This is a genomic window from Rhizobium sp. BK275, from assembly GCF_014193555.1.
Classification (GTDB): domain Bacteria; phylum Pseudomonadota; class Alphaproteobacteria; order Rhizobiales; family Rhizobiaceae; genus Rhizobium.
In genome coordinates this window covers 1-22,546 of record NZ_JACHZL010000007.1, presented here as the reverse complement: position 1 = coordinate 22,546, position 22,546 = coordinate 1, and the positions used below count along the sequence as shown (strand labels likewise).

The 22,546-nt window shown below is 61.5% G+C and carries 21 protein-coding genes; 12 read left to right on the top strand and 9 right to left on the bottom strand.

Translation table 11 applies throughout. From position 1 onward, the window contains the following. The first annotated feature begins 52 nt into the window (after positions 1 to 52). From FHT82_RS21280 to FHT82_RS21265, 3 genes are all read left to right on the top strand, one after another. A complete protein-coding gene (locus FHT82_RS21280) occupies positions 53 to 832 on the top strand; it encodes an AraC family transcriptional regulator (protein WP_246698191.1) in 780 nt (259 codons plus the stop codon). Positions 833 to 933: 101 nt separating this feature from the next. Beyond that, positions 934 to 2,355, top strand: a complete 1,422-nt coding sequence (locus FHT82_RS21275; protein ID WP_246698190.1) for a nuclear transport factor 2 family protein — start codon at positions 934 to 936, stop codon at positions 2,353 to 2,355. Between the two features lie 54 nt (positions 2,356 to 2,409). Continuing rightward, positions 2,410 to 2,916: a nuclear transport factor 2 family protein gene (locus FHT82_RS21265; RefSeq protein WP_183734677.1), complete on the top strand. Its 507-nt coding sequence runs from the start codon at positions 2,410 to 2,412 to the stop codon at positions 2,914 to 2,916. Between the two features lie 110 nt (positions 2,917 to 3,026). Here FHT82_RS21265 and FHT82_RS21260 read toward each other — a convergent pair whose 3' ends face one another. The 3 genes from FHT82_RS21260 to FHT82_RS21250 all read right to left on the bottom strand — a co-directional run bounded on the left by FHT82_RS21260 (position 3,027) and on the right by FHT82_RS21250 (position 5,194). Then, the gene (locus FHT82_RS21260) at positions 3,027 to 3,446 is read right to left on the bottom strand and encodes a GNAT family N-acetyltransferase (protein ID WP_183734676.1); all 420 of its coding nucleotides are present in this window, start codon (positions 3,444 to 3,446) and stop codon (positions 3,027 to 3,029) included. 105 nt (positions 3,447 to 3,551) lie between these two features. Beyond that, positions 3,552 to 4,454: a sigma-70 family RNA polymerase sigma factor gene (locus tag FHT82_RS21255; protein WP_183734675.1), complete on the bottom strand. Its 903-nt coding sequence runs from the start codon at positions 4,452 to 4,454 to the stop codon at positions 3,552 to 3,554. Then, the gene (locus FHT82_RS21250; protein ID WP_183734674.1) at positions 4,451 to 5,194 is read right to left on the bottom strand and encodes an SDR family NAD(P)-dependent oxidoreductase; all 744 of its coding nucleotides are present in this window, start codon (positions 5,192 to 5,194) and stop codon (positions 4,451 to 4,453) included. Before FHT82_RS21250 ends, FHT82_RS21255 begins: the two co-directional genes overlap by 4 nt. Positions 5,195 to 5,571: 377 nt before the next feature. Here FHT82_RS21250 and FHT82_RS21245 point away from each other — a divergent pair, with 377 nt between their 5' ends. Further along, positions 5,572 to 6,327 carry an SDR family oxidoreductase gene (locus FHT82_RS21245; RefSeq protein WP_183734673.1) on the top strand — a complete coding sequence of 252 codons (756 nt, stop codon included), beginning with the start codon at positions 5,572 to 5,574 and terminating at the stop codon, positions 6,325 to 6,327. Between the two features lie 69 nt (positions 6,328 to 6,396). Beyond that, the gene (locus FHT82_RS21240) at positions 6,397 to 6,798 is read left to right on the top strand and encodes a cupin domain-containing protein (RefSeq protein ID WP_183734672.1); all 402 of its coding nucleotides are present in this window, start codon (positions 6,397 to 6,399) and stop codon (positions 6,796 to 6,798) included. A gap of 271 nt (positions 6,799 to 7,069) precedes the next feature. Here FHT82_RS21240 and FHT82_RS21235 read toward each other — a convergent pair whose 3' ends face one another. After that, entirely contained in the window at positions 7,070 to 7,687 is a 618-nt protein-coding gene (locus FHT82_RS21235) for a TetR/AcrR family transcriptional regulator (protein WP_183734671.1), read from the bottom strand. Positions 7,688 to 7,790: 103 nt separating this feature from the next. Between FHT82_RS21235 and FHT82_RS21230 the strand changes: the two genes are divergently transcribed. The 4 genes from FHT82_RS21230 to FHT82_RS21215 all read left to right on the top strand — a co-directional run bounded on the left by FHT82_RS21230 (position 7,791) and on the right by FHT82_RS21215 (position 14,341). Then, entirely contained in the window at positions 7,791 to 8,867 is a 1,077-nt protein-coding gene (locus FHT82_RS21230; RefSeq protein ID WP_183734670.1) for an efflux RND transporter periplasmic adaptor subunit, read from the top strand. Continuing rightward, on the top strand, positions 8,864 to 9,934 hold the full coding sequence (locus tag FHT82_RS21225) for an efflux RND transporter periplasmic adaptor subunit (protein WP_183734669.1): 1,071 nt from the start codon (positions 8,864 to 8,866) through the stop codon (positions 9,932 to 9,934). Before FHT82_RS21230 ends, FHT82_RS21225 begins: the two co-directional genes overlap by 4 nt. 12 nt (positions 9,935 to 9,946) lie before the next feature. After that, a complete protein-coding gene (locus tag FHT82_RS21220) occupies positions 9,947 to 12,988 on the top strand; it encodes an efflux RND transporter permease subunit (protein WP_183734668.1) in 3,042 nt (1,013 codons plus the stop codon). A 168-nt stretch (positions 12,989 to 13,156) separates the two neighbouring features. Then, entirely contained in the window at positions 13,157 to 14,341 is a 1,185-nt protein-coding gene (locus FHT82_RS21215) for an alpha/beta hydrolase (RefSeq protein WP_246698201.1), read from the top strand. Positions 14,342 to 14,371: 30 nt separating this feature from the next. Here the strand turns inward: FHT82_RS21215 and FHT82_RS21210 are convergent, their stop codons facing one another. Next, positions 14,372 to 15,295: a LysR family transcriptional regulator gene (locus tag FHT82_RS21210; protein ID WP_183734667.1), complete on the bottom strand. Its 924-nt coding sequence runs from the start codon at positions 15,293 to 15,295 to the stop codon at positions 14,372 to 14,374. A 178-nt stretch (positions 15,296 to 15,473) separates the two neighbouring features. On the opposite strand from FHT82_RS21210, the gene FHT82_RS21205 reads away from it, so the two are divergent. Beyond that, positions 15,474 to 16,292: an alpha/beta hydrolase gene (locus FHT82_RS21205; protein ID WP_183734666.1), complete on the top strand. Its 819-nt coding sequence runs from the start codon at positions 15,474 to 15,476 to the stop codon at positions 16,290 to 16,292. A 459-nt stretch (positions 16,293 to 16,751) separates the two neighbouring features. Here the strand turns inward: FHT82_RS21205 and FHT82_RS21200 are convergent, their stop codons facing one another. From FHT82_RS21200 to FHT82_RS21190, 3 genes are read right to left on the bottom strand one after another with little or no spacing between them, the layout of a single operon-like run. Then, a complete protein-coding gene (locus FHT82_RS21200) occupies positions 16,752 to 17,654 on the bottom strand; it encodes a dihydrodipicolinate synthase family protein (RefSeq protein ID WP_183734665.1) in 903 nt (300 codons plus the stop codon). Positions 17,655 to 17,668: 14 nt separating this feature from the next. Beyond that, positions 17,669 to 18,304 carry a LysE family translocator gene (locus FHT82_RS21195; protein ID WP_183734664.1) on the bottom strand — a complete coding sequence of 212 codons (636 nt, stop codon included), beginning with the start codon at positions 18,302 to 18,304 and terminating at the stop codon, positions 17,669 to 17,671. Between the two features lie 44 nt (positions 18,305 to 18,348). Next, complete coding sequence (locus tag FHT82_RS21190) at positions 18,349 to 18,957, bottom strand: LysE/ArgO family amino acid transporter (protein ID WP_183734663.1); 609 nt, start codon at positions 18,955 to 18,957, stop codon at positions 18,349 to 18,351. Positions 18,958 to 19,057: 100 nt separating this feature from the next. Between FHT82_RS21190 and FHT82_RS21185 the strand changes: the two genes are divergently transcribed. Together FHT82_RS21185 and FHT82_RS21180 are read left to right on the top strand one after the other, a co-directional pair. Continuing rightward, positions 19,058 to 19,954, top strand: coding sequence for a LysR family transcriptional regulator ArgP (locus tag FHT82_RS21185; protein WP_183734662.1), 897 nt, complete (start codon positions 19,058 to 19,060; stop codon positions 19,952 to 19,954). Between the two features lie 258 nt (positions 19,955 to 20,212). Next, the gene (locus tag FHT82_RS21180; RefSeq protein ID WP_183734661.1) at positions 20,213 to 21,970 is read left to right on the top strand and encodes an adenylate/guanylate cyclase domain-containing protein; all 1,758 of its coding nucleotides are present in this window, start codon (positions 20,213 to 20,215) and stop codon (positions 21,968 to 21,970) included. A gap of 175 nt (positions 21,971 to 22,145) precedes the next feature. Here FHT82_RS21180 and FHT82_RS30200 read toward each other — a convergent pair. Further along, a partial coding sequence (locus tag FHT82_RS30200) for a hypothetical protein (protein WP_210276858.1) occupies positions 22,146 to 22,546 on the bottom strand: 401 nt, incomplete at its 5' end.

The window sequence follows — 22,546 nt, the reverse complement described above, 5'->3', positions numbered from 1 at the left end:
TCATCACGCCTCTGTTTCTTGAGTTCGGCGCATTGCGCGCTACCCTTCAGGCATGGAATACGGACGACACGAACCGAAACTGACAGCTGCGCTGCATGAAATGCCGCCGGGTGGCGGCGCGTTTGCGTTGCCGCGGCTGGCTATGGGACTGTTCCATGTGGATCAGGCCTTTCACCGCTTCAGCATCGGCTCGGACCGGCGCGAACTGATCCCATTGAGCGCCGGGCAAGGTTGGATCTTGCCGGCTGGTGCCTCCGGCTTTTGCGAATATGACGCGCCGCTCGATTTTCTCATGGTGGAGATATCGGAGGGACTTTTGCAGGATGTCGGGATCGATCGGGATCTCGTATTCCGGCCGCTTGTCGGCACCCTGGATCCGCTTCTGGTGCAGCTTGCGAAAGCTTCCGGCACCAGCGGCGAACGCACGTCGCTTTATGCCGAAACCATGCAATTGGCATTCGCCGCGCATCTGGCCAAGGTGCTTGCACTCGTGCAGCCGGGCGGCGGCAGTATCGAAGACCGCCGCCTTCGCCGGGTCCTGGACTATATCCACGCAAACCTTGCCGATAATCTGTCGCTTGATGACATGGCGTCCGAGGCTGCCATGAGCCGCTTTCATTTCGTTCGGGCCTTCACCAACGCGCTCGGCACCTCGCCGCTGCAATATGTGATCGGCGAACGGATGAAGCTTGCAAAAGTGCTGCTGCAGACGACAAGGCTCTCCATTCACACCGTCGCTCACAGAAGCGGCTATGAGGACGTCTCGCGGTTCGGCCAGCATTTCCGCCGCCATGTCGGAACGACGCCGGCCGCTTTTCGCAGCGAGTGCTGAAGACAGCAAGAAACGCATAGTCATTGCCAAGATTCACGCCTGCGCAGCAGGCTGAAAAGCGCGACACTCCCGTCCGTCAACCAAGGACAAGGAGAGACCAGATGCGTATCACAGCCCTTTCAACCATCTGCGCCGGCATGATGTCGTCCGCGGCCCTTGGCGCTGAAATCGAGATCCGCAAGGTATCTTTTGAAAACGAGGGCGCGACGCTTGCAGGCGCGCTTTACCTGCCTGCCGATCACCGTGAGGGCGAGAAGCTTGCCGGTGTCATCGTCACCGGCGCCTGGACGGCAATCAAGGAGCAGATGCCGGGCCGCTATGCTCGGGAAATGGCAGAGCGCGGGTTTATCGCACTGGCCTTTGACTATCGTGGCTGGGGCCAATCCGAAGGTGCGGTCCGCTTCAAGGAAGACCCGGCCGCCAAGACCTCCGACATCGCCGCCGCAGCAGCCTTCATGGCGAGCCTGCCGGAAGTCGATGCGAGCAGGATCAACGGCCTCGGCATCTGCGCTTCGGCCGGCTACACGACGGCCGCAGCGACCGGAAATCCGAACTTCGCATCGATTGCGCTGGTGGCGCCCTGGCTTCACAACAGGCAGTTGGTCGAAGAAATCTATGGTGGCGCCGAGGGCGTCGCAAAGCTGATCGATACGTCCCGGAAGGCCGAGGAAGCCGAGCGTCAGGGCCGCCCGCAGGTGATCACAGCCGCGAGCAGCACGGACCAGTCCGCGCTGATGTACCAGATCCCCTATTATACCGAGACCAATCGCGGACTGATCCGGGAATATGACAACCGGTTCAACCTCGCCACCTGGGAACCCTGGCTGACCTATGACGCCGTGTCGCTGGCGGCAAAGCTCGACAAGCCGGCATTGATCGTTCACTCCGAAAATGCCGCGGTCCCGGCCGGCGCACATGCATTCTTTGCCGATGTTCCCGGTAAGAAGTCGGAGATCTGGCTCGATGGCGTCAGCCAGTTCGACTTCTATGACGGGGCCGAACCGGTGAAGATCGCAGCCGATGCGGCCGCCGCGCACTTCAACGAGACGGCAAGTGAGCCTGCCTCACCTGCCATGGAAGACCATGCGGAAATCGTGGCCAGGATCACCGATATCGCCGCCGGAGCCGACCGGCATCAGTGGGACCGTGTGCGCCGCGCCTTCGCCGATGAGGTGACGCTCGACTATACCAGCCTGTGGGGCGGGAGCGCCACGAAGCAGCCGGCCGACAAGGTGATTGCCGACTGGTCCGCCTTCCTGCCGGGCTTTGACGAAACGCTTCACCTCGTCACCAACAGCGCGATCACCGCTGTGACGGGAACGACCGCGACCGCCAAGGCCGATTTCCAGGCGACTCATCGGATCGACAAGGATCTCTGGGTTCTGGCGGGGCACTACCGCTACGAACTGACCAAGGTCGACGGCGACTGGAAGATCTCGGGCCTCACCATGACCTACACGGATGAAAGGGGCGACCGCGGCATGGCCGCCCGCGCCGCAGAGCGCGCCAGGACCCGCAACTGACGCGCGTCGCAATCGCAAGCCATCACGAACCGACAGATCGAACAGGAGACCAGCATGTTCATCAGATCCCCGCTCGCCGGCCTCGTATTGGCCGCCGCCATGTTTCAAGGAAATATCTCCACGGCCGCAAGCCCCGAAGACAACAGGAAGGTCATCACCGATTACTATGCCGCCTATGGCAGCGGCGACATGAGCAAGGTCGAAAGCTTTTTCGCCGACGACATCAAGTGGCACATTCCCGGGCATCACCCGCTGGCCGGCACGAAGCAAGGAAAGGCGGAGGTTGCCGCTTTCTTTCAGCAACTCGGCCGATCGAATTTTCGCGCCGACCTGATTGCGCTGATGGCCGATGAAAACTGGGTCATCGACATGCACCGCGGATGGTCGAACCGCGATGCCGGCCCGAATGTCGATACGGTCTGGGTTCTCGCCTTCCGCATCGAGAACGGAAAGATCGCCGAGGCTCGCAACTTCGCATTCGACCAGGCCGCCGCCGATAGCTTTTTCTGGAGTGCCTATCCGTTGAAACCGCTGCCGGAGCGGCTTGCCGCGGGCGAGTGATTTGCCCCAGCGAAGGTAGCCGGATCAGGCTCGTTTCTGGGCCTGATCCTGCACGAGGCCCGGACTTTGAAGAGCCGGCCTTACTGAGCGACGGCTTGCGGCCCGGGCGGTCATTTCAAGAACTTTGCCATAAGAGGATCAGGCCGATGTGCATCGACCATTTCCCAGCCAAGCTTGTCGTAGAAGCCCACTGCATCGGGCGCTGCATGGGCTTCCAGCCTGACTATATTCTGAGCCATGGCCAGTCTCTCGACGGCGATCATCATGGCTCGGCCGAGACCTTGCCGCTGGCGATCTGCAGTAATTGCAACCATGCGAACCACGCCATTCCCGTTCCCGGTGAAATCAAGACGGACGGCACCGACAGGCCCATTTCCATCGACAAAAATCAGCGGAAGATGCTCCGGCTTTCGGTCGTCGGGATGTTGATCATCGTACCCGGACAATCCGCGCAGATCGAACAGCACATGCCGTCGAATTCGATGATACGCCTCCCATTCAGATCGGCTCGATACCCGTACCAGCTTCAAGTCAGCAGTCCTCCTCACGCGGTACCACGATTATAGGGGCGGTCCCCAGGGGCGCAATGAACACCTGTGGCGCTTTCGAGAGGTGACGGCACTTCCGCAATCAGCCTATGCGGCCGGCATGACATCAGCACCGTCAATGACATAGGTCGCATAGCGATGGTCGCGGATCAGGCTTATCTTTTGCCCCCGCCATTCGAGCAGCATGAAATAGGAAGGACTATCAGCGGGTTCGGCCGATACCAGCAATATTTCCCGGCCTTCCAGCCAGGCCGGTTCGAGCCTGACCGGCGGATATTCCGCATAATAGGTAAAAAACCGGCCGACATCGGCGGCACCGGAGATTTCCGGCCGCCGCGCCTGACGAAGCCGAACATCGTCGGCCAGCATGCGACGCAAGGCGTCCCAGTCCCGGGCGTTGAAGAGCGCTGCAAAGTTCAGGACCTCGGGACTGGGCGATGGCGCAACCTCGAGCCGCATGTCAGGGATGGCGCGCAATCTCGCCCGACCGCGCGACAGATGCGCCTTGACGGCATCGACACTCAGGTCCAGCAGCACTGCGATATCCGCAAGCGACTCTCCCAACACATCCTTGAGGATGACAGCGCTGCGTTGCGTCACCGGCAATTCTGCAAAATGGCTAAGCGCTATCAGCACCGTGTCCTGCCGGATCAGCGCGTCCTCCGGGCCGGCGGCGCTGATATCGGCGAGATCAAAGGCAGTCTCGAGCGGCTCTGCCCGGCGCGTGCTGCGCTGGCGTAGGGCATCGATGGCTCTGTTATGGACGATGCGAAAAAGCCAGGGGCGCAGCGGCGCGTCCGGCGGGATCGAGCCCGCCGTCGCAAATACCCTGGCAAACGCGTCCTGGATCACATCCTCGCCGTCGATGACAGACCCCACCAGACGCGCCGCATAGCGGTGCAGTTCGGGGCGAAGCGTGTCCGCTTCGCTGGCGAGCGCTGCGAGCCGCGTTTTCTTCTCTTCGCCTTCGAGAGCCGCGTCTTCCGTCATTCGATGACCGTCACTCCCGTATCCCCACGCACGCCGTAGACCATGGCCTCGGCGAGATCAGTCCTGCCGATCAGCTCGGCGACCATATCGCCAAAAGCCCGCGGCGTCATGTCCGGCCAGGTGGCGGCCTGTTCGGCAAATGTCCGGCCCGCCGCCGCGGCATAGGCCGTAATGCCGGTATCGCCCACACCGGTTCCGGCAAACATCTGCCGGGGGACGATGACCCGGAAGCGCAGACCCAGGCCGAGTTGCGCCGACAGGCCCTCGGCATATTTTGCAATGAACCACTGTGCACGCTTGGCGCCCGCATAACCGCCCGACAGCGGCGACCCCTGCACGGCGGCTCCGCTGGAGACCAACACGACAAGCCCGCCGGGCGCCATCGGCAGGGTCAAAGCCGCCTGTACCCAGTGCAGCGCGGCCTTGACGTCCACATTCCAGTTGGCCGTGAAGGCCTCCCAGCCAATCCGGTCGATCCGTTCCATCGGCGGTTCCGCACCGGCATTCATGATGACGAGATCGGGGCGCGTCTGCTCCATGATCCGCCACGCCGCGTCGATATCGGTTGCATCAGCCGATATGGCGGTGACGGCCGGTTGCTCGCCTGGCCCCTGCACGGCATCAGCGTTTCGGGCGACCACGGTGACGTCGGCCGCGCGCGCCACGAATGCTTCGGCCAGCCCCCTCCCCAAGCCGCGGCTCCCGCCGACAACAACAATTCGCTTTCCTTCCAGATCCATCTCTCAGTCCTCATTCGGGTCGGGTCCGACCGCTCGACGACGGTCGCAACAACGACGTTCCAAGGAGGTGAAAAGAGTCATCGCCATCTGTGATTTGTGGGGGGCCAGCGTCCAAAAGTCTGACGCGACCGAAATTCGACGGTGATATTCAATCTTCGCGCCTCTCGCCATTTGGGCTGGGCCGCCTAATTTCATCGAGGAGGATTGTGCCCGCTATCGCGATTTCAGGCTCGGTCTCGCCTGACCTCATCAATGACAACGATAGACGACGCGACTTCGACTTGCCCAAGCCTCACATCCATTCGCGGCTCATTGCGGCTTGCGCAATCCAGACTTGAGACATCCGCCCGGGAGGGGCGTCAACAGGGAGGTTCGTCATGAAAATCGTTCTTATCGGCGGCACCGGGCTCATCGGGTCCAAGACCGCGGCGCGTCTGCGCAGCAAAGGCCACGAGGTGCTGGCCGTCTCGCCGAGCACCGGCGTCAACACGATATCAGGGGAAGGCCTGGCGAACGCGCTTGATGGGGCCGACGTCGTCGTCGACCTTGCAAACTCACCATCGTGGGAAGACAAGGCGGTCCTCGATTTCTTCGAAACCTCAGGCCGCAATCTGCTCGCCGCCGAAGCCAAGGCCGGCGTAAAGCACCATGTTGCGCTCTCGATCGTCGGGACGGAGCGACTGCCCGAGAACGGTTACTTCAGGGCCAAGCTCGCCCAGGAGAAACTCATCAAGGCATCGCCTATTCCATACACGATCGTCCATTCCACCCAGTTCTTCGAATTCCTGAAGGGCATCGCCGACGAAGCCACCGTCGGCACCGTCGCGCGTCTTTCTCCTGCGGCTTTCCAGCCGATCGCATCGGATGACGTCGCCGATGCGGTGGCGGATGCAGCACTTGCAAAACCGCAGAACGGCACGATCGAGATTGCCGGTCCCGAGCGCGGTCCGATGTACGAGATCGTCGCGCGCTATCTGAAAGCAGCCAATGATCCGAGGACGGTCGAACCGGACATTCATGCGCGCTATTTCGGCTCCGAACTGGACGATCGCTCGCTCGTGCCCGGCGATGGCGCGAGACTCGGCTCGATCGGCTTCGAGGATTGGTTTCGCCAGTCCCAACGGCCGACATAAATCCCGGCAGCCGAAATAGATCCAAGCATCAACTCACATCCGCATTCAACGAACAGAGGGATTACGACAATGAATTCAGCTTTGTTATCGCTATGCCTGTCGGCTTCGATTTGCCTCGGCGCTTTGCCGGCCGCCGCCGCCGAAGCGGCAACCGTCACCCCGATCATGAAAAAGGACCTTCCGGATTATCCCGGCAAGGAAGGGCTGATGATATCGGTCGAGTATGAGCCGGGAGGGTCCACGCCCATTCACAAGCATGAGGCAGATGCATTCGTCTACGTTATCGAGGGCTCGATCGTGATGCAGCTCAAGGGCAAAGAAGAAGTCACCGTGTCGCCGGGAGAGACATTTTACGAAAGCCCTGCTGACATTCACCTGGTCAGCCGCAATGCGAGCAAGACCAAACCGGCGAAATTCATCGTCGTGCTGCTGAAGAAGAAGGACGCACCGGTTCTCATGCCGGTGGAATGAGATCAGGTCACCTGATTCGTAGCGCCCGGACCCCCCTCACCCTAACCCTCTCCCCGCTGGGGCGAGGGGACGGGGCATAGGACGCCTTTTAGAATGCGGAGACGGTGCGGCAGTTTCCCTTCTCCCCAGCGGGGAGAAGGTGGCCCGAAGGGTCGGATGAGGGGCGACACACACCGTCACTCACGGCTTGAATCTATCCCCATCCCTACCATCAAAGCGCTTTTTCATCAGTCAGTCACCGTATTGACCACAAGCCAAAACACCCTGCCCATCAGGCCAGCAGCCCGTGTAGGACGAGATCGATATGCGCCTTCAGATAGGCATCCCTGTCCAGGGGCCGCCGCTCGTCGAAGAGCAGCTTGAAGAACAGGAAGGTGATGGCGGGCGCCACGACTGCCTCGGAAAACGCGGCCGGCGCCGAGCGGAATTCGCCGAGCCTTACGCCGTCATCGATGAGGGACTGCATTTGCCAGTTGAGAGGATCGATGAATGCCTGGTGGTGTCTGTCGACGATCTGGGGGAAGCGCGAACCTTCGGCGATGATGAACCGCATCAGTTCGCGCAATCTGCGGTCCCTGGTCACGAGATCGTAGATCAGCTCGATCCTCTTCTGAAGCCGCTCCGTGGCGGTTCCTTTCAACTCACTCCCGCTCGCCAGCAGACCTTCCAGCGGCTCCGAAATATGCCCGATCATCGCTTCGAAAAGCTGCTCCTTGGTCTCGAAGTAGACATAGACGGTTCCCTTCGTGACCCCGACCCTGCTCGCAATATCCTCGACACGCGTCGCGACATAGCCGCGCTCTACGAACTCTTCAAAGGCCGCATCCAGGATCTCTACGGGCCGGCGGGCCTTCTGCTCGGCGCGTGTCAGTTTCTTCGTATCGGGCATGCCTCACCTTGAGCGTTTTTTGTTGTCAGTCGTCAAGAAATTTTCATTGACTGATGGGTTAGTCAACATTATTCGTCAGCCGAACCGATGCAAGAGGTAAATCATGAAAACTGTCCTTGTTGCCGCCTGGCTGGGCGTCAGCGCAGTCGCGCTTGCCTCATGCGAAAAGCAGAGCGCGAGTGAGGCAAAGCCGAAAAATGTCGAAGCCGTCGTGGCCAAGGTCACGCCAACAGTCGAAAACAACGCCATCACCGGCGAGGTCAGCGCCCGCGTCGAAAGCGACCTGTCCTTCAGGGTCAGCGGGCGCATCGTCGAGCGTTTCGTCGATGTCGGCTCATCGGTGAAGGCCGGACAGGTGCTTGCGCGCATGGACGCCGAAGAGCAGAAGGCCGATCTCGGCGTCGCCACGGCAAACCTGCAGTCGGCCATTGCCCAGCAGACGCAGGCGCAGCTCGCCTTCGACCGGCAGCAGAACCTCTTCAGGACGCAGGTTGCGACCCGCGCCGCACTCGATCAGGCCCAGGAAACGCTGCAGACGGCTCAGGGCAGCGTGAAACTGGCGCAGGCGCAATTGGATACGGCGCAGGACGCCCTCTCCTACACGGAACTGCGCGCCGATGCCGATGGCGTCATCACCGCCAGAAACGCCGAAGTCGGCCAGGTCGCCCAGGCGGCGCAGCTCATCTTCACGCTTGCGCATGACGGGCCGCGTGACGCCGTCTTCAACGTCTTCGAGTCGCTTTACCTCGGCCGCAACCTCGAAAACACGGTCGCCGTCAGCCCCCTTTCGGCGCCGTCCCGCAAGATAGAAGCTTCCGTGCGCGAGATCTCGCCGACGATCGATCCGTCGACCGGAACGATCAGGGTCAAGGTGGGTCTCGAAGCAACGCCGGACATGCAGCTCGGCGCTCCCGTCGTCGGCTCTTTCCGCTCCACGGCGCAGGACGCCATCGAATTGCCGTGGTCGGCCATGGCCTCCAAGAGCGGCCAGCCGGCCGTCTGGATCGTCGACCCCGCCTCGTCGAGCGTGTCGCTCCACCCGGTCGATGTCTCCGATTATGAAACCGGCCGCTTTGCGGTGCGCGCGGGTGTCTCTCCCGGAGATATCGTCGTCGTCGACGGCACGAAGTTCCTGCGACCGGGCGAGGTCGTCACCTATGACAAGGAAGCCGCAGAATGAATATCCGTATCACAGCCGGCCTTGCGATCCTCGGATCATTGCTGCTGACCTCCTGCCAGAAGCAGGCGGAAGCCCATAACGAGCCGCCGCGTCCCGTCCTTTCCGTCGTCGTCAAATCGACCGCAGCCTCCGCGCTGACCCTGCCGGGCACGGTCGAGGCCAGGATCGAGACGCAGCTTGCGTTCCGCGTCCTCGGACGGATCATCGCGCGCAAGGTCAGCGTCGGCGATGTCGTCAAGAAGGGCGATGTCGTTGCCGCCATCGATCCGCTGGCGCTGGAGCTTGCAGTCAAGAGTTCGCAGTCCGAACTTTCGAACGCCCAGGCGCAGTTGACGAATGCCGCCTCCACCGAAGAACGTCAGCGATCCCTGCTCCAGAGCCGGTCGGGAACCGAAGCGGCCTACGAAGAGGCCGAGCTCGGGCGCAAGAGCGCCATCGCCGCGGTCGCCAAGGCGCAGGCCAATCTCGACAAGGCCGAAGAGCAGCTCGGATATGCCCAGCTCCGGGCGGAATTCGACGGCGTCGTGACGGCGACTTCGGCCGAAGTGGGCCAGGTCGTGGCCGCCGGCCAGAGCATCGTCACCATCGCCCGCCCCGAACAGAGCGATGCGGTGATCGACATCCCCGTCGCAAGCTTCGACGGCCTCAAGGTGGGCTCGCCCTTCGACGTCGCCCTCCAACTCGACCCGACCATCCGCACCAGCGGTACGGTCAGGGAAATTGCGCCGGAAGCAGAAGCCACGACGCGCACGCGACGCACAAAGATTACGCTCATCAATCCCCCGCCAGCCTTTCGCCTGGGCTCGGTCGTAACGGCAACCGCAACCGTTAACGCGCAGCCGACGATCCTGCTGCCCTCCTCCTCCATCCTGACGAAGGACGGAAAGCCCAATGTCTGGGTGGTCGATACCGCCGCCGCCAAGGTTTCCATTCGCCCGATCAGGATCGACGGAGAGATCGTCGAGGGAGGCTCCGTTCGCATCGCCGAGGGCGTCAGCCCGGGCGATCGGATCGTCGTTGCCGGCGTTCACAAACTCGTCGATGGCCAGGCCGTCAGAATAGACTGAGGAATAGTCTCCGTGAAAAAATTCAACTTGTCCGACTGGGCGCTCGAACACCGTTCGCTCGTTTGGTACTTCATGATCGTCTTCATTCTGGCTGGCGCCTTTTCCTATATCAGCCTCGGCCGCGAGGAAGATCCCAATTTCACCATCAAGACCATGATCATCCAGGTGCAATGGCCTGGAGCGTCCGCCGAGGAAGTGACCAAGCAGGTCACCGACCGCGTCGAAAAGAAACTCGAAGAGCTTGAATCGCTCGATTACACCAAGAGCGAGACCGTTGCCGGCCAGACGACGATCTTCGTCGAACTCCTGCCGACGACCAAGGCCAGGGATGTGAATGCCATCTGGATGCGCGTGCGCAACATGATCGGCGACATCAAGGGCGATTTCCCGAGCGGCGTCGTCGGGCCGTTCTTCAACGATCGCTTCGGCGACGTCTTCGGCAATATCTACGCCTTCACCAGCGACGGGCTGACGCAGCGCCAGCTTCGCGATCTGGTCGAGGACGCGCGCGCCAAAGTGCTGACGGTTCCAAATGTCGGCAAGGTGGACATTATCGGCGCGCAGGACGAGGCCATCTATCTCGAATTCTCGACGCGCAAGATCGCCGCTCTCGGGCTCAACCAGCAATCCGTGATCGAAACGCTGCAGGCGCAGAATGCCGTCACGCAATCGGGCTTCGTCGATGCCGGTCCCGAGCGCATCGCCTTGCGGGTGAGCGGCCAGTTCACGTCTGAAGAGAGTCTGAAATCGATCAATCTTCGCGTCAACGACCGCTTCTTTCCGCTGACCGATATCGCCACGATCAAGCGCGGCTATGTCGATCCGCCCTCGGCGCTGTTCCGCTATAACGGCCAGCCGGCGATCGGGCTTGCGATCGGCATGAAGACCGGCGCAAACCTGCTCGAATTCGGCGAAGCGCTCGACAAGGAGATCGAACAGGTCACGGCAGACCTTCCTGTTGGCGTCGACGTCGAGCGCGTTTCCGATCAGCCCGCCGTCGTGGACGAGGCCGTGTCGGGCTTCACGCGTGCGCTGTTCGAGGCGATCGTCATCGTGCTGGCGATCAGCTTCATCAGCCTCGGCGTGCGCGCAGGCCTCGTCGTCGCCATCTCCATTCCGCTGGTGCTGGCGATCACCTTCCTCGTCATGGCCTATACCGGCATTTCGATGCAGCGTATTTCGCTCGGCGCACTGATCATAGCCCTTGGCCTTCTGGTCGATGACGCGATGATTGCCGTGGAAATGATGGTCGCCCGCCTGGAGGTCGGCGACGATCTCCGGAAGGCGGCGACATACGTCTATACCTCGACCGCCTTCCCGATGCTGACGGGTACGCTGGTGACGGTCGCGGGCTTCATCCCAGTCGGCCTCAACTCCAGCGCCGCCGGCGAGTTCACCTTCACCCTTTTCGTTGTCATTGCCGTCTCGCTCCTGGTGTCATGGGTCGTTGCGGTCCTGTTCACACCGCTGCTCGGCGTGTCCATCCTGCCGAAGACCATGAAATCGCATCACGGGCAGAAGGGTCGCTTCGCGCGGATCTTCGCCTGGCTCCTCGGCCTGGCCTTGCGCTGGCGCTGGATTACCATCGGCGCGACGGTGGCGGTGTTTGCCGTCTCCATCGGCGGCATGAGCCTGGTGCAGCAGCAGTTCTTCCCCTCCTCCGACCGGCCCGAACTGATCGTGGACTGGAACCTGCCGCAGAACAGCTCGATTTCCGAGACGAACAAGCAGATGGCGAAGTTCGAAAGCGAGATGCTGGCCGGCAACAAGGATATCGACCACTGGACGACCTATGTCGGCCAGGGCGCTCCCCGCTTCATCCTGTCCTTCGACGTGCAGACGCCCGACGTCTCCTTCGGCCAGACCGTGATCGTCACCAAGGGGCTCGACGTCCGCGACAAGGTCAAGGAGGAGCTGCAGGCCTATCTGACGAAGACTTTCCCCGGCACCGACGCCTTCGTGAAGCTGCTCGACATCGGCCCGCCGGTCGGCAAGCCCGTGCAATATCGCGTCAGCGGGCCTGACATCCAGAAGGTCCGTGATCTCTCCCACCAGCTTGCCGGCATCGTCGGAGAGCATCCGCTGCTGTCAAACATGACCTACGACTGGAACGAGCCTTCGCGCGTGGTCAAGGTGGATGTGCTTCAGGACAAGGCACGGCAGCTCGGCGTCTCGTCGCAGGATATTGCCACGGCGCTCAACAGCATCGTCGAGGGATCGGCGGCCACGCAGATCCGCGACGACATCTATCTCGTCGACGTGATCGGCCGGGCTGAGACCTCGGAGCGAGGCTCGATCGAGACGCTGCAGAACCTTCTGCTTGCCGGCTCCAACGGCAACTCGGTTCCTCTGTCGGCGGTTGCGAATTTCCACTACGAACTGGAGCAGCCGACGATCTGGCGGCGCACACGCATACCGACCGTCACCATCAAGGCTGCGGTGGTGGGACCGACCCAGCCGGCGACGATCGTCACCGAGTTGAAGCCGAAAGTCGACGAATTCCGCAAGGGCCTTCCGACCGGCTACAAGATCGTCGACGGCGGCTCGGTCGAGGAGAGCGCCAAGGCGCAGGGGCCGATCGTGGCGGTCGCACCGCTGATGCTGTTTACCATGGCGACCATCCTTATGATCCAGCTGCAGAGTTTCAGCAGGCTCTTCCTGGTCTTCGCCGTTGCCCCCACCGCGCTGATCGGCGTTGTCGCGGCGCTGCTCTTCAGCAATTCGCCCATGGGCTTCGTCGCGATCCTCGGCGTCCTGGCGCTGATCGGCATCCTGATCCGCAACTCGGTGATCCTCATCGTGCAGATCGAGCACCTTCGAAGCGAGGGCGTGCCACCCTGGCAGGCCGTCATCGAAGCGACGGAGCACCGAATGCGCCCGATCATGCTGACGGCGGCGGCAGCCACCCTCGCGCTGATCCCGATCTCCAGGGAAATCTTCTGGGGGCCGATGGCCTACGCGATGATGGGCGGCATTGTCGTCGGTACGGTCCTGACGCTGCTCTTCCTGCCGGCTCTCTATGTTGCCTGGTTTCGAATACCCCGCGAGGCCTGACAACATCAGGCCCGCCCGGATCATTCCGGGCGGGCCATGTCCCACTGACGAGATGAACGAATGCCACAGGTTCGACGAACAGCCTTTGCCGACAGTCGCTGTCTGATTGCCAGCTTGCCGCGCGAATCGACCTCCTTCGCTGTCAAGCGATCGTGCCTTTCAGTCCTGATGGCTCTCTCGGTATTGGGAGGATGTGCGGGACGAATGGAGAATGTTCTCCAGCCGCTCGCGACCGCCGGTCCAGGCACGAGCACGGTGGACATGCTGGTGGCAACGACGCGCCAGCCGACCGACAAGCCGGGCGAACTTTACTCCGGCGAGCGGGGCACGGCGATTTCCCTCAACGATATCGTCGTTTCCATTCCTCCGGATCGAAACCGCAAAGTCGGCGAGGTGCAATGGCCTTCGCATGTGCCGGCCGATCCCGAAAAGGAGTTCGCCGTCCTTGACGTCGGCGAGATGGCATCGGAACGCAGAATCTTTGAATGGTTCAACAAGAACCGCAACGCCAGGCGGCAGGTCGTCATTTTCGTGCACGGCTTCAACAACACCTACGCCGATGCGGTCTTTCGCTTCGCGCAGATCACCCATGATTCCGGAACGGATGCTACGCCGATCCTCTTCACCTGGCCCTCGCGCGCCAATGTCTTCGACTATCTCTACGACAAGGAGAGTACGAATTTCTCACGGCGGGCGCTGGAGGATCTGATCCTGCAGGCTGCCAAGAGCCCTGACGTCGGCGAAGTGACGATTCTCGCTCATTCCATGGGATCCTGGCTGACCGCCGAGGCATTGCGTGGTGTTGCCATGCGCAACAAGACGATCCCGGCCAAAGTAAAGAACGTTATCCTGGCCTCGCCCGACATCGATATCGATGTCTTTCGCCGGCAGATGATCGAGATGGGGCCGCAACGCCCGCATTTCACGATCTTCTCGTCGACAAGGGATAAGGCGCTGCAGGTTTCGCAATGGCTCTCCGGCGGCGTCACGCGCGTCGGCGGCTTCGATTCGACACCTTACGCCGCGGACCTGGATAAGCTCGGAGTGACGGTCATCGATACGAGCGCCGTCAAAGCGGACGACGCGCTGGGCCACAATACCTTTGCCGATAACAGGGACATGGTTGAGCTGCTTGGACGGCGGCTGGCAGGACAATCCCTGGACACCGGAAAGGCCTCGCTCGCCGATCAGGTGGGCATGGCAGCCGTTCGAACCGCCGACCTGGCGGGCTCAGCAGCAAGGATCGCCGTCGTCGCTCCGATGTCGATCATCAGCAATGATGCGAAACAGGTCTTGAAACAGCAACTTTCCTCGGGGCTGCAGCCAATCGTCGATGGGAAAATTTCGTACTAAAGCATGTCGCGCAAAAGTGTGCAGCGGTTTCTATGGAACTTCAGCATAGCGGATGATGCTCTGATTTTGGACGTTGGCGACCAGTTCATCAGAACGAGACAAAAATCGGCGGAGCAAAGGTGAGGAATTTGAATCGTTGTATCCCAAGGTGAGATCAATTGTCGGAGGCACACCCTCAAGTGCTCTGGCAACGACATTTGGCGTCAGCATATTTTGCGCATAAAGCGGAATAAGCGTTATTCCACCTGTAGACACGACAAGCGACATTGCTGATGGCAGGCCGTCACCTTCGTACTCTGCCTTGAGTGTGATCCCGATTTCCGCCGCGTAATCCTGGATCACGGATTGCAATACCGGGGAAATTCTAGCCGAACTGACGTAAGTTTCGCACGCAAGCTCCTGCGGCCGGATCTTCTTGCGCGACGTCAAGCGATGATCCGCCGGCAGTACGGCAATCAGTGGCTCCTTGGCTAAAAACTTGAAGGACACACCGACACTCTGCGTCTCGGGGCGAAGGAAAGCGACGTCCAGCTTGCCTCGCATCAGTGCCAGAGCAAGGTCCGGGGAGGACTGGCTGGACAGTATGATTTCAACCTCCGGCGCTTCCTCACGAATGATGCGCAATGCATGGGGTAGCCACACGACCTCTTGTCCTGCGAGAAAACCGATGGTGAACGACTGCTTTTGCGGTTGTTCTGCCCGCCTGGCGCCTTCCGCAGCCGCCTCGACTTGCAATAAGGCCAGCCGCGCGTGATCAAGAAACACTTTGCCGGCGGCGGTGAGCGTCACGCCGCGTGGCTGCCGTTCCAGCAGTTTTACACCGATTTCGGTTTCCAGATCGCGAATTTGCCTGCTGAGTGAGGGCTGGGAAGTGTTTAGCCGCCGCTCGGCTGCGGTCAGGAAGCTTCCCTCCTCCGCAACAGCAACAAAATAGCGCAAATGCCTGAGTTCCATCGGGTCCTCGCTATACATTCAAGGCATAGCTTGAACGTACAAGGTATTTGTCCTTGATAAAGAGGGGATTTAGTCAACGTCGCAGTTTTGAGATATGATCGAACGCGCCTCACCGGAGGTATTTCGCAATCAACTGTATCGAAAAACGAATGTTCAACAGAGCAGATGGAGCGACACGATGCCTACAATTACTACGACGGACGGCGTAAACATCTTCTACAAGGACTGGGGCTCAGGCCAGCCGATCGTTTTCAGCCACGGCTGGCCGCTGTCGGCGGACGACTGGGACGCCCAGATGACCTTCTTTCTTGGCCACGGCTACCGAGTGATCGCCCACGACCGGCGCGGCCACGGCCGGTCCGACCAGCCCGGCACCGGCAACGACATGGACCACTGGGTTGCCGACCTCGCGGCCCTGACCGAGCACCTCAACCTGCGCGATGCGATCCACATCGGCCACTCCACAGGCGGCGGTGAGGTCGCTCGCTATGTCGCCCGCCACCAGGAGCGCGTCGCGAAGGCGGTACTGGTCGCCTCCCTGACGCCGAACATGTACCGGACCGAGGAAAACCCGTCCGGTCAGCCGCCGGAGTGGTTCGAAGCGATCCGGGCAGGCGTGCTGGGCAACCGGTCGGAATTCTACCGTTTCGTCCCCGAGAACCCGTTCTACGGGTACAACCTCGATGGCGCCAAGCCTTCGGAGGCGATCATTGCGAACTGGTGGCGCCAGGGCATGGGCGGTGGTGCTCTCGCTCACCACGCGACTGTCGCCTCCTGGCTGGAAGATTATACCGAAGACCTCAAGAAGATCACCGTGCCGGTGCTGGTGATGCATGGCGAGGCCGATCAGGTCGTCCCCTTCGCAAGTTCCGTGCCGCGTGCGGTCAACCTGCTCAAGAACGGGTCGCTGAAGACCTATCCGGGCTACCCTCATGGCATGCTGACCACGCATGCGGATGTCCTCAACCCCGACCTGCTCTCGTTCATCAGGTCTTGACGACATCGACCAGACCGCGGCCTTCATCCAACGTCATCAGGACGATCTGTCACCCGGCAGTGCCGGGTGACACCTGTCGGTCTGACCTCCCAAGCGGCTCTTCGACCCTGCATTCTGGCTGAAGCCTCTCAGGGACTATCCCAAAAGACCTGCAAATCTTCCCGATTTTGAAGCGAGAGATCGGCGACCGGTCGGAGAAAAGAATGCTCAGGCACTAATCCTTGCGATTTGAAGAAGAGCACGGCAGGTCCCAGTGAAAACTATACCGCCGTCAAGGTCAAACGTCGCCCCGTCGACTTCAAGAAGATGATCCTGCCGCCGGAATTGATCGATCTGTCAGCGACTGATTTCTCAAGCGCCCGGTTTGCTTGACCACCCTCACACTTAACACGCCTTCTTGGGCGTAGGTCGCCATTCGACTTCCGCACAAAGGACCCGGCCGGGCTGGCTGCGGCCGCACTAGCGGCCGACTACAGCACCGAGGCTTTCAAGCGCCTCGCGCACGCGTCCACGCGCCTGCTCCGGAAGACCGAGCACCGGGCGCGGCGGCGAAAACCGGCCGAGGCCGATGAGATCGGCAATGGTGTACATGACGCGGAAACTGCCGAACTCCTTAAACAGCGCCCAGAGCGGCGCGAAGGCGTCGTTGATGCGTCCCGCCTCCTTGGCGTCACCCGCCTGCGCGGCCCGCGTCAACTTTAACGCTTCGGCGGGCAGCAAGCCCGCAACCACGCTGTACCAGCCGTCGGCACCCGCCAGCAGCGCATCTGCAGCACCCCAGTCGCCGCTGTAGCCGACCGCAAAATCCGCCGGCGTCACTGCCCGGAGACTTGCGATCTCCTCGGCGAAATCGCCATTGGCAGGCAGCGGCATCTTCACTGCCTTGACGGTGCCGAGCTTGGAAAGCCGGGCGATCAGGTCGGCGCTGAAGGTGAATTTCGTCGTGCCCGGATTGTTGTAGATGCAGAGCGGCAACTGACCGGCATCGGCCACGGCGGCGAAATGCTCATAGACCTCGTCATCGGTGAGCGGTGTGTAGGAGACCGGCGCCAGAAGAAGACCATCTGCCCCGAGTTCCCGCGCATCCCTGGCGAGTGCCTGCGCCTCGTCCGTCCTAAGCGCCCCGACGCCGACGATGACGGGGATCTTGCCGCCGACCGTGGACATCGCCGTTTCCACCGCCCGGCGCCGCTCTCCGCGCGACAGGAAAGCGTAAGCGCCGGTGCTGCCGAGCAGGCCGATGGAATCGGCGCCGGCCGTCTGAATGCGGGCAAGCACCGCGGCGAGCGCACCGGTATCGACGATGCCGGAAGCATCAGCCGGCGTGATCGGAAAGGCGGAAAGGCCATGGAAAAGCGGCACCGGGAACGTCCTTCTTATGCGCGTGACAGCAGGAGTTTCATGCCGGCCGCACCGAAGACGAGCGCCAGCGTACCCTCGATCCAGCGCCGCGCATGGCGATACATGCGGATCATCGGCGCAGTGGAGAAGACCAAGGCATAACCGCCGAAAATGGTGACGCTCAGAATAGCGCAGCCCGCCAGGATGACGGCAACGGTCGCCGGCGTCGCGCCCGGGCCGAGACCGAGCGTCATGGTCGCGATCCAGCCGAGCAGCGCCTTCGGGTTCGTCAGATGCATCAGCAACCCGCGACGATAGAGGCTGAAGCCGGAGGCCGGCCTGATGGCATCGATCGCCCTGCCCTGCTTCTCATCGGAGGTCATCGCCGATTTGCCGGCCTTGTAGGCGAGGAACAGCAGGTAGAGACCCCCGAAGATTTTCAGGATGATCAGCGCCTGCGCATATTGCGCCAGAATGGCCGAAACCCCGGTCGCCGCCATCGAGCCCCAGAAGAGCGAGCCGCTGACGACACCGGCGGCAATCATCAGCGCCGACTGGCGCCCCTGATGCATGGCGACCCCCATGATGCGCATATTGCTGGGACCGGGGCTGGCTGCGGCGATGACATAGGCGGTGAAGACGAGGGCAAGGTGATGCGGATCGAATGACATTTTGAATTCCCTGGGGTCGAATGGGCTTGAGGCGCATGCTGCCGTTACATGCCGTTCAGGAGCCTGAACGAGATCAGCCACATCACGCAGGCGATGATGGTTTCGAGAATGCGCCAGGACGCCGGTCGTGAAAAGATGGGGCGAAGCCAGGCGGCACCATATCCCAGTGAAAAAAAGAACAGGAAGGAGCCGGTCACAGCGCCTGCGGCAAACGCTGCCTGATGACCGGCAAAACGCGTCGAGATCGTGCCGAGCAGGATGACCGTATCGAGATAGACATGCGGATTGAGCCAGGTGAGCGCCAGGCACATCGCCATGGTCCTGCCGAAGCTCGCCCCTGCCCCGTTTACGACCTGCAGCGCGCCTGAAGACCGCGCCGCCGAATAGAGGCTTTTCGCCCCATACCAGAGGAGGAACGCCGCCCCGCCATAGCGCATGACCGGATCGAGCCAGGGCATGAGGTTTACCACCTGCTGCAGGCTGGTGACGCCGACGATAATCAGGATCGCATCCGAGAGAGCGCAGGCCAGGCAGACGGCAAACACATGTTCGTTGCGCAGCCCCTGCCGCAGGATGAAGGCGTTCTGCGCACCGATCGCGACAATCAGGCTGAGCCCGGCGGCTAAACCGGTGAAATAGGTGGTAAAATTCATGATATCAGAGGCTTCCGTCGCGTTGTTGAGACGTTCCGTAGACGGATCGATCGGATTAGGCTAGTTAATCCTCCTAACGTCAATTAAGCACAGCTTACCCATGATCGATTATCCCGCCCTTCGCGTGCTGCTTGCCGTGGTCCAGACCGGCAGCTTCGAAAAGGCCGCCGCCATCCTGAACGTTACGCCATCGGCCGTCTCGCAGCGCATCAAGCAGCTGGAAGAGCGCCTGGGCACCGCCCTCGTCGTGCGCGGCACGCCGTGCACGGCAACGGAAAAGGGCGACTGGCTCTGCCGGCACATGGAAAATGTCGGCATGCTGGAAAGCGAATTGCTGGAGCACCTGCCTGATCTCAGCGACCGCGACAGTCCCGAACAGCACGTCACGCTGCGGATCGCCACCAGCGCCGACAGCCTCGGCACCTGGTTTCTGGAGGCGATGGCGGATTTCTCGAAAACCTCCAACTATCTCCTGAACATTTCCGTCGACGATCAGGACCATACGGCCGAATGGCTGGAACGCGGCCGCGTCATCGCCGCCGTCACGAGCATGGAAAAGCCGGTCGCCGGCTGCCGCCGCTACTCGCTCGGCGCGCTGCGCTACCACGCGACCGCAAGCCCCGAATTCGTCCGCCGCTATTTCCCCGACGGCGTCACCCCGGAAGCTCTTGCCCGCGCCCCATCCATCACCTTCAACCAGAAGGACCGGCTGCAGGCAGACTGGATCCGCCGCACGTTTGCGACAGATGTCAACGCACCGACGCACTGGCTGCCGGCCACACAGGGCTTTCTCGATGCCGCCCTGCTCGGCATTGGTTGGGGCATGAACCCGATCCATCTGACCGAACCCCACATCAAGGCCGGCCGCCTCGTCGAACTGATATCAGGCACACCTCTCGATGTCGTGCTCTACTGGCAGATCAGCCGCCTTGCCGCCGACCGGCTGACGGGCCTGACGCAGAAGGTGATCGAGGTGGCGAGGCGGTCGCTGGTGTGAGGGTGACGTGGGTTCGAGGTCCCGAAAACGGACCTCCTTCTGATGACGCCCTCCTTCCATTGGACCGCAACAGACCTTTGCAGTGACCGCTTCGCGGATCCCGTTCCTGTTGAAGGCGGCACTCTCGTGAAGCGTCGCCACATGACCGTCTCAGTGGTATCATGAACCAGCACGGTCGCGGTGTCGGGCAGCCGGATCGTGCATGTCGCGTCAATCGCCTGGGCTTCATCCGGCGGATCTCCTGAGGGAGAGACAGCCATGGCAACTGCAAGAGCGGAGCGGCGGCTGGCCGCGATCCTGGCCGCTGACGTCGTCGGCTATTCCCGCCTCGTCGAACATGACGAGGCTGGGACTTTGTCGGCCCTGAAGGTTCTGCGCCGGGAGGTGATCGATCCGCTGCTGGCCGAGTATCAGGGCCGTATAGTCAAGCTGATGGGCGACGGTGCGCTCGTGGAGTTCGGCTCGGTCGTCGATGCCGTCGCGTGCGCGGTCGCCGTCCAGAAGGGCGTTGCCGAGAACCAGGCCGATATCCCAACGGAGCGACGCATCATCTTCCGGATCGGCGTCAATCTCGGTGATGTGATCCACGAGGTTGATGGGGATCTCTACGGCGATGGCGTCAATATCGCGGCCCGCCTCCAGACCTTGGCGGATCCAGGCGGCATTTGCATTTCCGGCACGGCGTACGATCACCTCCAGGGCAAACTTGACTGCGACTACGAGTACCTCGGCGAACGCGCGCTCAAGAACATGGAGCGGCCGGTGCGACTGTACCGCCCCCTTCTGGAAGGGACGACCGCACGAACGGCATCGCCCAGGCCCGCACTTCCGGACCGACCATCCATTGCCGTGCTGCCGTTCAACGCCATGAGCGCCGACCCGGAGCAGGACTTCTTCAGCGATGGGCTCACCGAGGACATCACCACCGCGCTATCCAAGCTCAGGGGCTTCTTCGTGATCGCCCGCAACACGATGTTCACCTACAAGGGAAAGCCCGTGGATGTGCGCGCCATCGGGCGCGAACTCGGGGTCCGCTATATTCTCGAGGGCAGTGTCCGCAAGTCCGGCAACCGGATTAGGGTGACCGCGCAGCTCATCGATGCGGCCTCCGAAGTCCATCTCTGGGCCGAGAGGTACGACGGCGACCTCGGCGACATCTTCGGCATTCAGGACGAGATCACCGCAAGCGTCGTCGGCCGCATCGGGCCGGAACTCCTGGCGGCAGAGCATGCCCGCGAAAGCCCCAAGCCGCATCATGGCCTTGATGCCTGGGAATGTGTCGTGCGGGCGGTGTTCCTGTGTTCCCAACTGTCTGAGGAGAGCAGTCGGAAGATGCTCCCCCTGCTTGATCGGGCAATCGAACTGGCTCCCGGTTATGCCCAGGCGCTCGCCATGAAAGGTTGGATTATGATGTGGCGCGCGTTCCAGGGGTGGGAAGACATGGGATACGCCCTGGCCCTTGCCAGGGATATCGTCCAACAAGCCATTGCCGCGGACGATAAGGAACCGTGGGCTTACCTTGCGCAGGCGATGATAGCCTTTGCGACGCGTGACAATGTCCTGGCGATGGCAGCGATCAGCCAGGCTGTCGCGATCAACCCCAACTCCGCGTTCGCTCACGGCCAGTTGGGACTTGCGCATGCCAACGCCGGCCGCGCGGCGGACGCCATTCCTTGCATCGACTACGCCCTCAGACTGAGCCCGCGCGAGGCTTTTCTCGGCGACTTTCAGTTCTACTACGCCATGGCTTACTTCCAGGGCGCGAATTATGAGCTTGGATTGAGTTATGCACGGGAAGCGCATCGCTTGCGGTCCGGCCATGCGGTTCCGCTGATCATCGGCACCGCCTGTGCCGGACTTCTGGACAACCGGGAGGCTGCCACGGACTTGCTCGGACGGCTCAAGTCACTCGTTCCTGACATCTCACGGGACGCCGTCGAAGCAACATCGTCTTTCGTCCGCGCCGAGGATCGGGCGCGCCTGATCGAGGGACTTGCCCGTGCCGGCCTGAATTGACGGGCTGGAACGGCATGAGATCGGCCGTTGAAAGCCTTCGTGACAGCCAGGAGAGCTGGAGAATACTCTCTCGGTGAATCGTTGAACGCGCATCGCTCGGCCGAAACCTCATGAATTCCCGGGCGAACTCCGGGAAAACCTGATTCCTGTTGCAATCGCCACAAAATTGCATTAGCTAATTCTTGAGGAAATATTCAAATAAAACTTGCAGACTGTAAAATCCACCGGATCTGGCGCGATTAATACGCCCGGCCTGACGGGATTTACTGTCTGCCTGCTCATCGTGCAACGGGAGCAGCGATTCCAGCAAAAGTGCGCCGTGGTGTTGCGTCTGGAATACCGATCTGTCCTGCGTCACTGGTGTCAGACCCCATGAGCGTCGCAGATCCTCGGGACAAGCCCGAGGATGACGGAGGACGGTCAGCAGCCTGAGGCTCTTGGTGAGCGCTTGCCACTCACTCGGCGTCATCCTCGGGCTTGTCCCACTGCTGTCCGGTTTAAATATCTGGACAAGGCGCATGACATTGATTCTACTCTGTTTCAGACGTTTCGCGGCGTTCTGGACACGAGAAGGAG

What these genes read in the sequence shown, in the direction of transcription:
- FHT82_RS21280 (WP_246698191.1), top strand. Translation starts at nt 53, where the DNA reads ATGGAATACGGACGACACGAACCGAAACTGACAGCTGCGCTGCATGAA.
- FHT82_RS21275 (WP_246698190.1), top strand. Translation starts at nt 934, where the DNA reads ATGCGTATCACAGCCCTTTCAACCATCTGCGCCGGCATGATGTCGTCC.
- FHT82_RS21265 (WP_183734677.1), top strand. Translation starts at nt 2,410, where the DNA reads ATGTTCATCAGATCCCCGCTCGCCGGCCTCGTATTGGCCGCCGCCATG.
- FHT82_RS21255 (WP_183734675.1), bottom strand. Translation starts at nt 4,454, where the DNA reads ATGACGGAAGACGCGGCTCTCGAAGGCGAAGAGAAGAAAACGCGGCTC.
- FHT82_RS21250 (WP_183734674.1), bottom strand. Translation starts at nt 5,194, where the DNA reads ATGGATCTGGAAGGAAAGCGAATTGTTGTTGTCGGCGGGAGCCGCGGC.
- FHT82_RS21245 (WP_183734673.1), top strand. Translation starts at nt 5,572, where the DNA reads ATGAAAATCGTTCTTATCGGCGGCACCGGGCTCATCGGGTCCAAGACC.
- FHT82_RS21240 (WP_183734672.1), top strand. Translation starts at nt 6,397, where the DNA reads ATGAATTCAGCTTTGTTATCGCTATGCCTGTCGGCTTCGATTTGCCTC.
- FHT82_RS21235 (WP_183734671.1), bottom strand. Translation starts at nt 7,687, where the DNA reads ATGCCCGATACGAAGAAACTGACACGCGCCGAGCAGAAGGCCCGCCGG.
- FHT82_RS21230 (WP_183734670.1), top strand. Translation starts at nt 7,791, where the DNA reads ATGAAAACTGTCCTTGTTGCCGCCTGGCTGGGCGTCAGCGCAGTCGCG.
- FHT82_RS21225 (WP_183734669.1), top strand. Translation starts at nt 8,864, where the DNA reads ATGAATATCCGTATCACAGCCGGCCTTGCGATCCTCGGATCATTGCTG.
- FHT82_RS21215 (WP_246698201.1), top strand. Translation starts at nt 13,157, where the DNA reads ATGGCTCTCTCGGTATTGGGAGGATGTGCGGGACGAATGGAGAATGTT.
- FHT82_RS21210 (WP_183734667.1), bottom strand. Translation starts at nt 15,295, where the DNA reads ATGGAACTCAGGCATTTGCGCTATTTTGTTGCTGTTGCGGAGGAGGGA.
- FHT82_RS21205 (WP_183734666.1), top strand. Translation starts at nt 15,474, where the DNA reads ATGCCTACAATTACTACGACGGACGGCGTAAACATCTTCTACAAGGAC.
- FHT82_RS21195 (WP_183734664.1), bottom strand. Translation starts at nt 18,304, where the DNA reads ATGTCATTCGATCCGCATCACCTTGCCCTCGTCTTCACCGCCTATGTC.
- FHT82_RS21190 (WP_183734663.1), bottom strand. Translation starts at nt 18,957, where the DNA reads ATGAATTTTACCACCTATTTCACCGGTTTAGCCGCCGGGCTCAGCCTG.
- FHT82_RS21185 (WP_183734662.1), top strand. Translation starts at nt 19,058, where the DNA reads ATGATCGATTATCCCGCCCTTCGCGTGCTGCTTGCCGTGGTCCAGACC.
- FHT82_RS21180 (WP_183734661.1), top strand. Translation starts at nt 20,213, where the DNA reads ATGGCAACTGCAAGAGCGGAGCGGCGGCTGGCCGCGATCCTGGCCGCT.